Origin of the sequence: Clostridium sp. NSJ-49 (genome assembly GCF_014287725.1) — a bacterium.
GTDB lineage: Bacteria > Bacillota > Clostridia > Clostridiales > Clostridiaceae > Clostridium > Clostridium disporicum_B.
Genome location: NZ_JACOOP010000045.1, coordinates 22,526 through 29,048 on the forward strand (window position 1 = coordinate 22,526; position 6,523 = coordinate 29,048).

Annotated in this window: 5 protein-coding genes and 1 rRNA gene; 5 read left to right on the plus strand and 1 reads right to left on the minus strand. The window is 29.4% G+C overall.

Going from position 1 to position 6,523, the window contains the following annotated elements; genetic code table 11:
* The first annotated feature begins 120 nt into the window (after positions 1-120).
* Both H8S10_RS14000 and H8S10_RS14005 read left to right on the plus strand, forming a co-directional pair.
* A complete protein-coding gene (locus H8S10_RS14000; protein WP_186839283.1) occupies positions 121-1,050 on the plus strand; it encodes a GNAT family protein in 930 nt (309 codons plus the stop codon).
* A gap of 26 nt (positions 1,051-1,076) precedes the next feature.
* Entirely contained in the window at positions 1,077-1,931 is an 855-nt protein-coding gene (locus H8S10_RS14005; RefSeq protein ID WP_186839284.1) for a PRD domain-containing protein, read from the plus strand.
* A gap of 39 nt (positions 1,932-1,970) precedes the next feature.
* Here H8S10_RS14005 and H8S10_RS14010 read toward each other — a convergent pair whose 3' ends face one another.
* Positions 1,971-2,483: a PTS glucose transporter subunit IIA gene (locus H8S10_RS14010; protein ID WP_055266675.1), complete on the minus strand. Its 513-nt coding sequence runs from the start codon at positions 2,481-2,483 to the stop codon at positions 1,971-1,973.
* Between the two features lie 399 nt (positions 2,484-2,882).
* Here H8S10_RS14010 and nagE (H8S10_RS14015) point away from each other — a divergent pair, with 399 nt between their 5' ends.
* From nagE (H8S10_RS14015) to H8S10_RS14025, 3 genes are all read left to right on the plus strand, one after another.
* On the plus strand, positions 2,883-4,334 hold the full coding sequence (nagE, locus tag H8S10_RS14015) for an N-acetylglucosamine-specific PTS transporter subunit IIBC (protein WP_186839285.1): 1,452 nt from the start codon (positions 2,883-2,885) through the stop codon (positions 4,332-4,334).
* Between the two features lie 117 nt (positions 4,335-4,451).
* Positions 4,452-5,957 carry an N-acetylglucosamine-specific PTS transporter subunit IIBC gene (nagE, locus tag H8S10_RS14020; protein WP_186839286.1) on the plus strand — a complete coding sequence of 502 codons (1,506 nt, stop codon included), beginning with the start codon at positions 4,452-4,454 and terminating at the stop codon, positions 5,955-5,957.
* 471 nt (positions 5,958-6,428) lie between these two features.
* A 16S ribosomal RNA gene (locus H8S10_RS14025) occupies positions 6,429-6,523 on the plus strand; the annotation flags it as partial.

The window sequence follows — 6,523 nt, forward strand, 5'->3', positions numbered from 1 at the left end:
ATATATATTACAAATTGAATTAAAGTTAATATAAATAAAATTTGATTATAATGTTAGTTGAGTTTTAGATAAATTTATTTGTATAATAGGATAAGATAACTAATTTTTAGGAGATTTACTATGGAAAACCAAAAGGAAATATATATTGAGCTAGTTAATGGAACATTAAATGATTATGTTATTAAAGATAAAGATAAAATACTTATAGGCAGATTTACAATAGTTGAATTAGACAAAGAAAATAAAAAATGCAATGTAAAGTTAAAGTTTTATAGAGATAAAAACTATGATTTATTAAAAGATGCAATAAAGTCAATATTAAAAGCTATATTTAAAGATAATGATATATTTAAGGCGAATTTTATAGTGAATGAAAATACCAATTTAAGTCCTTTTTTAGATATGGGATTTACTTTAGAAGCAATATTTACAGATAATCTTTTCATAAAGGGAAATTTCCAAGATGAATTAGGGTTAGGTATAAATAGAAATGAATATATTAATTGTAGTAGAAATACTATAGTAGAATTAAAAGGATGTAATATTAAAATAAGAAATTTTACTCCTGATGATGCAGAAGAGCTTACTGAATATTACATAAGAAATAAAGATCATTTAAAAAATTTTGAGCCAACTAGAGATAGTAGCTTTTACACGTATGAGGTACAAAAAGAAATACTGCTAGAGAGTTATAGACAATTAATGACAGGAGCAGGTAGTGATTTAGGAATATATAAAGATGATAATCTTATAGGGAAAATAAAGATTTCTAATGTTGTTTATGGGGTATTTAAGAGCGGTATAGTTGGATACTCAATAGACAAAGAGTATGAAGGTAAAGGGTATATGAAGGAAGCTGTAAATCTAGCTTTAGAATATGCTAAGAATTATTTAGATTTACATAGATTAGAAGCTTCAATCCTTACTGATAATGTTAGATCTAAGGGAGTATTATTATCTTGTGGATTTGAAGAGGTTGGATTAAACAAAAACTATTTATATATTAATGGTAGCTGGAGAGATCACATAACTTTTTATAAGATAATATAGTTATAGTATTATAGGAGAGTATGTAAATGGGAATAGTTTTAACAAATGATACGATAGTAAGTAAAGTTTTAAATAACAATATTATACTAGTTAGAGATAAGTCAGTTGAGAAAATACTATTTTGTAGAGGGATTGGATTTAACAAAAAGTTTGGCCAAATATTAGAAGCTGGTTTAGAAGTAGATAAAATATTTACTATTGAAAATGAACAAAATCAAGAAAATCTTAAAGGGGTCATTAATAGGATTGATAAAAGTTTTATTGGTTTATGTGAAGAAGCTATAAGAGAAGTTTCTGATAAGTTAGGTGAAGAATTAAATGAATCAATTCATATAAGCTTAATAGATCATTTAGCGCTTGCTATAAGAAGAATTAAAAAAGGTGAAGATATAGAAAATCCATTCATAGTGGAGATAGAAACACTATATGCTAAAGAGTTCGAACTATCAAAAATATTTGCAGAAAAAATATATGATGCTTATAAGGTTAGTTTTCCTGATGGTGAATTAGGTTTTATTACTTTACATATTCATTCAGCTAGAAATAGTGGCAAATTATCTAATACTATAAAATATAGTTATTTAAGTAATACAGTAATAGAGTATATTGAAGATTGCTTAAATATAGAGATTGATAAAAAGTCATTAGATTATGCTAGGTTTGTAACTCATATAAGATTTGCAATAGAAAGAATACTTACAGATAAAAGATTGAAGAATGATTTAGTTGGTGTTATAAGGAATGTATATCCACTTGCATACAAAATAGCCCAAGAAGTATCTAAATTTATTGAAGAAGAATTAGAAAAAGAAGTTACTGAAGATGAAGTTGCTTATTTAGCAATGCATATTGAACGATTTAGGGTTTCTATTGAGACATAAAAAAAGCTAAGTAAAACTTAGCTTTTTTTATATTTAAAATTAAACTTCAAAATTTACTACTGCAGTTTCTCCAGCAACAACTGAACCAGATTCAACAGGAGTTATTGATTTAGCAGCATCTACATTAGTTATTAATACTGGAGTAGCTAAAGATAATCCTTTGCTTAATATAAACTCTCTATCTATTTTTATTATTGGAGTACCAGCTTTTACTTTTGTTCCTTGTTCTGCTAATTGTTCGAAACCTTCACCGTTTAAGCTAACAGTATCTACTCCGATATGAACTAATATTTCAAGTCCATTTTCTAAAGTCATAGCGAAAGCATGCTTAGTTTTGAATACTAAAGATAATTCTCCATCAGCAGGAGCAACTACAGTGTCTCCAGTGATCATTATAGCCATTCCATCACCTGCTAGTTTTTGTGCGAAAACTTGGTCTGGAACTTCTGATAGTGGAATTGCATTTCCTGTTGCAGCTGCAACTAAAAAGTTCTTTGGAGCTTCTTCAACTTTTGATTTTGACTTAAATAAATTCTTAAAAAAATTAGCCATATTATTTCCTGAATAAATCAGGAAGTCACTTCCTTTCTCAAAGCAAATTATTATTATAAAAATAAAAGGCATAAGTTTAATCTAACAAGAAAAACTTATGCCTGATTTAACAGTAACATATTTTAATTTTATTATATATATTCAAAATAATGGTGTCAATGCAAAAAGAATAAAAATATTTATCTGAAATCGTTGACAAATGTTGAATTAAAATATAAAATAACTAATATAAATTTAATAATATTTAAATATGAAGCGTGTAACCAATAAATAGGGGCATTAGCTGAAGAGGATATTTCTATATTCTTTTCAGCTTTTTTTATTGCTTAAAATTAAAAGAATAACTTTGTTGGAGCATTTAATATTTAAATAATATAAAAAATAGGAGGATAATTTATTATGATGAAGTATTTTCAAAAATTAGGTAAATCTTTAATGCTTCCAGTTGCAGCGTTACCAGTTGCAAGCATCTTAATGGGTATTGGTTATTGGATGGATCCATCAGGATGGGGAGCAAATAGTGCGGCAGCAGCATTTTTAATAAAAGCTGGTAGTGCACTAATAGATAACATGGGTATATTATTTGCAATAGGGGTTGCGGTTGGTATGTCAGATGATAATGATGGCACAGCTGGATTAGCAGGTCTTGTTTCATGGTTAATGATAACTACATTATTAGCACCGGAATCAGTAGCAATGCTTAAAGGGATAGATGTTGCAGAAGTTCCAGCTGCTTTTGGTAAAATAGCAACTCAATTTACAGGTATATTATCTGGAGTAATTGGTGCTACAGCTTATAATAAGTTTAAAGGAACTAAGTTACCAGCAGCATTATCATTCTTCAGTGGTAAGAGATGTGTTGCTATAGTGACAGCAGGAGCATCAATAATTGCTGCACTAGTATTATTATTTGTATGGCCTGTAGTTTACGGAGCACTAGTATCATTTGGGAAATCAATAGTTTCAACAGGAGCAATCGGTTCAGGAATTTATGCATTCTTAAATAGATTATTAATACCAACAGGACTTCACCATGCACTTAACTCAGTATTCTGGTTTGATGTAGCTGGAATAAATGATTTAGGTAACTTCTGGGCTGGAAAAGGTACTTATGGAGTAGTTGGTATGTATATGACTGGATTCTTCCCGGTTATGATGTTTGGTCTTCCAGCAGCAGCTTTAGCTATGTATCATACAGCTAAAGACAATAAGAAAAAAGCTGTTTATGGTTTATTATTAGCAGCAGCAGTAGGTTCATTCTTTACAGGAGTTACAGAACCATTAGAATTCGCATTTATGTTCTTAGCGCCAGGACTATACGTTCTTCATGCTGGATTAACAGGTATATCAGCATTTGTATGTACATTATTACCAACAAGAGCTGGATTTAACTTCAGTGCTGGTTTAGTTGACTACATTTTAAGTTTCAAAGCTCCAATGGCTGAAAATCCAATAATACTATTAGCGGTTGGATTAGTATTTGCAGTAATTTACTATATAACATTCAGATTTGCAATTACTAAGTTTAACTTAAAGACTCCTGGAAGGGAAGAAGAAAGCGAAGATGAAGTAGAAGTTAAGCTTTCAAACAATAACTATACAGAAATTGCATCTACTATATTAGAAGGTTTAGGTGGAGCTGAAAATATAGTTTCAGTAGATAACTGTATTACAAGATTACGTTTAGAAATTAGAGATAATACAAAGGTAAATGAAAAAATTATTAAATCAGCAGGTGTAAGTGGGATTATAAGACCAGGAAAAACAAGCATACAAGTTATAATTGGAACACAAGTACAATTTGTAGCAGATGAATTTAAATTGTTATGTAAAACTAGTAACGATATGTAATTTGTGAAAAGTAAATGATAAAATAAGGTGTAGTTAGCTAAACTACGCCTTTTTTATATGAATAATTAGAAGAGGTAATTCTAAAGATAAAACTATAAATAATGAGGTAACGTTATTATGGGAAGTAAAATTAATAAGTTATTAAACTTTTTTCAACTATTAGGAAAAGCTATTATGATACCTATTGCGGCTCTACCTGTAGCAGCATTGATGTTAAGATTAGGTAAAGCAGATGTATGGGGGCCTAACTTGTTTGGAGGAAATGGTATACCGTGGATGGTTGCTGCAGGAGAAGCAGTAATAAATCAAATGAATTTATTATTTGCAATAGGTATATCTGTTGGATTAGCAGATGATAATAATGGAAGTGCAGGCTTAGCAGGAGCTATTGGATATTTTGTATTTACAAATGTGACGTATAGTTTTGCTGATCAGTTATATCAAGGTAGTAGTATAATTGATATGGGAGTTTTAGCCGGAATGATTGCGGGAATAGTTGCAGGATTACTATATAATAAATATAAAGAGATAAGATTACCTCAATTTCTAGGATTCTTTGGAGGAAAAAGGTTTGTTCCTATTGTAACATCTTTTGTAATGTTATTATTAGGATTAGTATTTGGTGGTATTTGGCCTAATATACAAGAGAGTATAAATTCCTTTGGTAATACGATAGCTACATCTGAAATAATAGGAGCATTTATATTTGGTTTTTTAAATAGATTATTAATACCTTTTGGGCTTCATCATGCACTAAACTCAATATTTTGGTTTCAATTTGGAGAATTTACTACTGCAAATGGTGAAGTTGTTACTGGAGATATGGTTAGATTTTTAAGTGGAGATCCAACAGCTGGTATATTTCAAACAGGATTCTTTCCTATAATGATGTTTGCTCTACCGGCAGCATGTTTGGCAATGATTTTAGCAGCTAAAAAAGATAGAAGAAAAGCAGTTACAGGTATGTTGGTAAGTATAGCTTTTACATCATTTTTAACAGGAATAACAGAACCTATTGAATTTTCTTTTTTGTTTTTAGCCCCTGGGTTATTTCTGATACATGCTATTTTAACAGGATTATCATTAGCTGTTACATCATTTTTAGGAATTAGGGCTGGTTATTCTTTTTCTGCTGGATTTATAGATTACTTATTAAATTTTAATTTGGCAGAGAGACCTATCTTATTAATATTGGTAGGGGTGGTTATGGGAGTTATTTATTTTATAATTTTCTATTTCTGTATAACTAAATTTGATTTAAAGACTCCTGGAAGAGACGAGAATGATGATAATATTGAAGAATGTAAAGAAAAAGAAGAGGTAAATGTTAATAAATTAGAAGATAAAGAGGTAGCTATTAAACCATTAAGGTCTAAGCTAGATAAAATTGCAGAATGTATTATAGACGCAGTTGGAGGAAAAAATAACATCGAACATGTTGATTCGTGTATTACTAGAATAAGGTTGCAATTAAAGGATAGTAATAAGGTAGAGAAATCAAAGCTAAAACAGATAGGAGCTACAGAAATAATAAGATTAGGAAAAAACAATGTACAAATAATAATAGGAACTGTGGCAGACCCTGTAGTAAGCAGAATAAGAAGAATAATAAAAAATATTTAAATATTAGAGAAGAGATGAATAATCTCTTCTTTTTTGTGGAAATATAAATGTACATTATAAATAAAAAATACAACATATGTAATAAAATAGAATATAAAATGAATAACTTATCCTGGTGTATCAATAGTCGAAAAAAGACTAAAAATGTAGAAAAACAGAGAAATATAAAAATAAACTTAATAATAGGATAAATTAAGATATATTTATAGTTATCAAGGTGATATTATAGATTATGTTCTTAGGGAGCAGCGCTTCCAAGAATAATAAAGCTTCTAACTTCAATTAAGTTAAAACTTATTAAAAAAAGTATTGACATAATAGTTAGTAAGTGGTAAGATAAGAAAGTCGCTTGAAGCGATAACAAAATATGGTCTTTGAAAATTGAACAGAATATAGTTAAAATAAATCCAGCAATTCTTTTGAGAGTCTATTTAAAAAGACTCAAAATAATTTGAGCAACAGATTAAACTTTTTATTGAGAGTTTGATCCTGGCTCAGGACGAACGCTGGCGGCATGCCTAACACATGCAAGTCGAGCGAGTTGATCCCTTCGGGGTGAAGCTAGC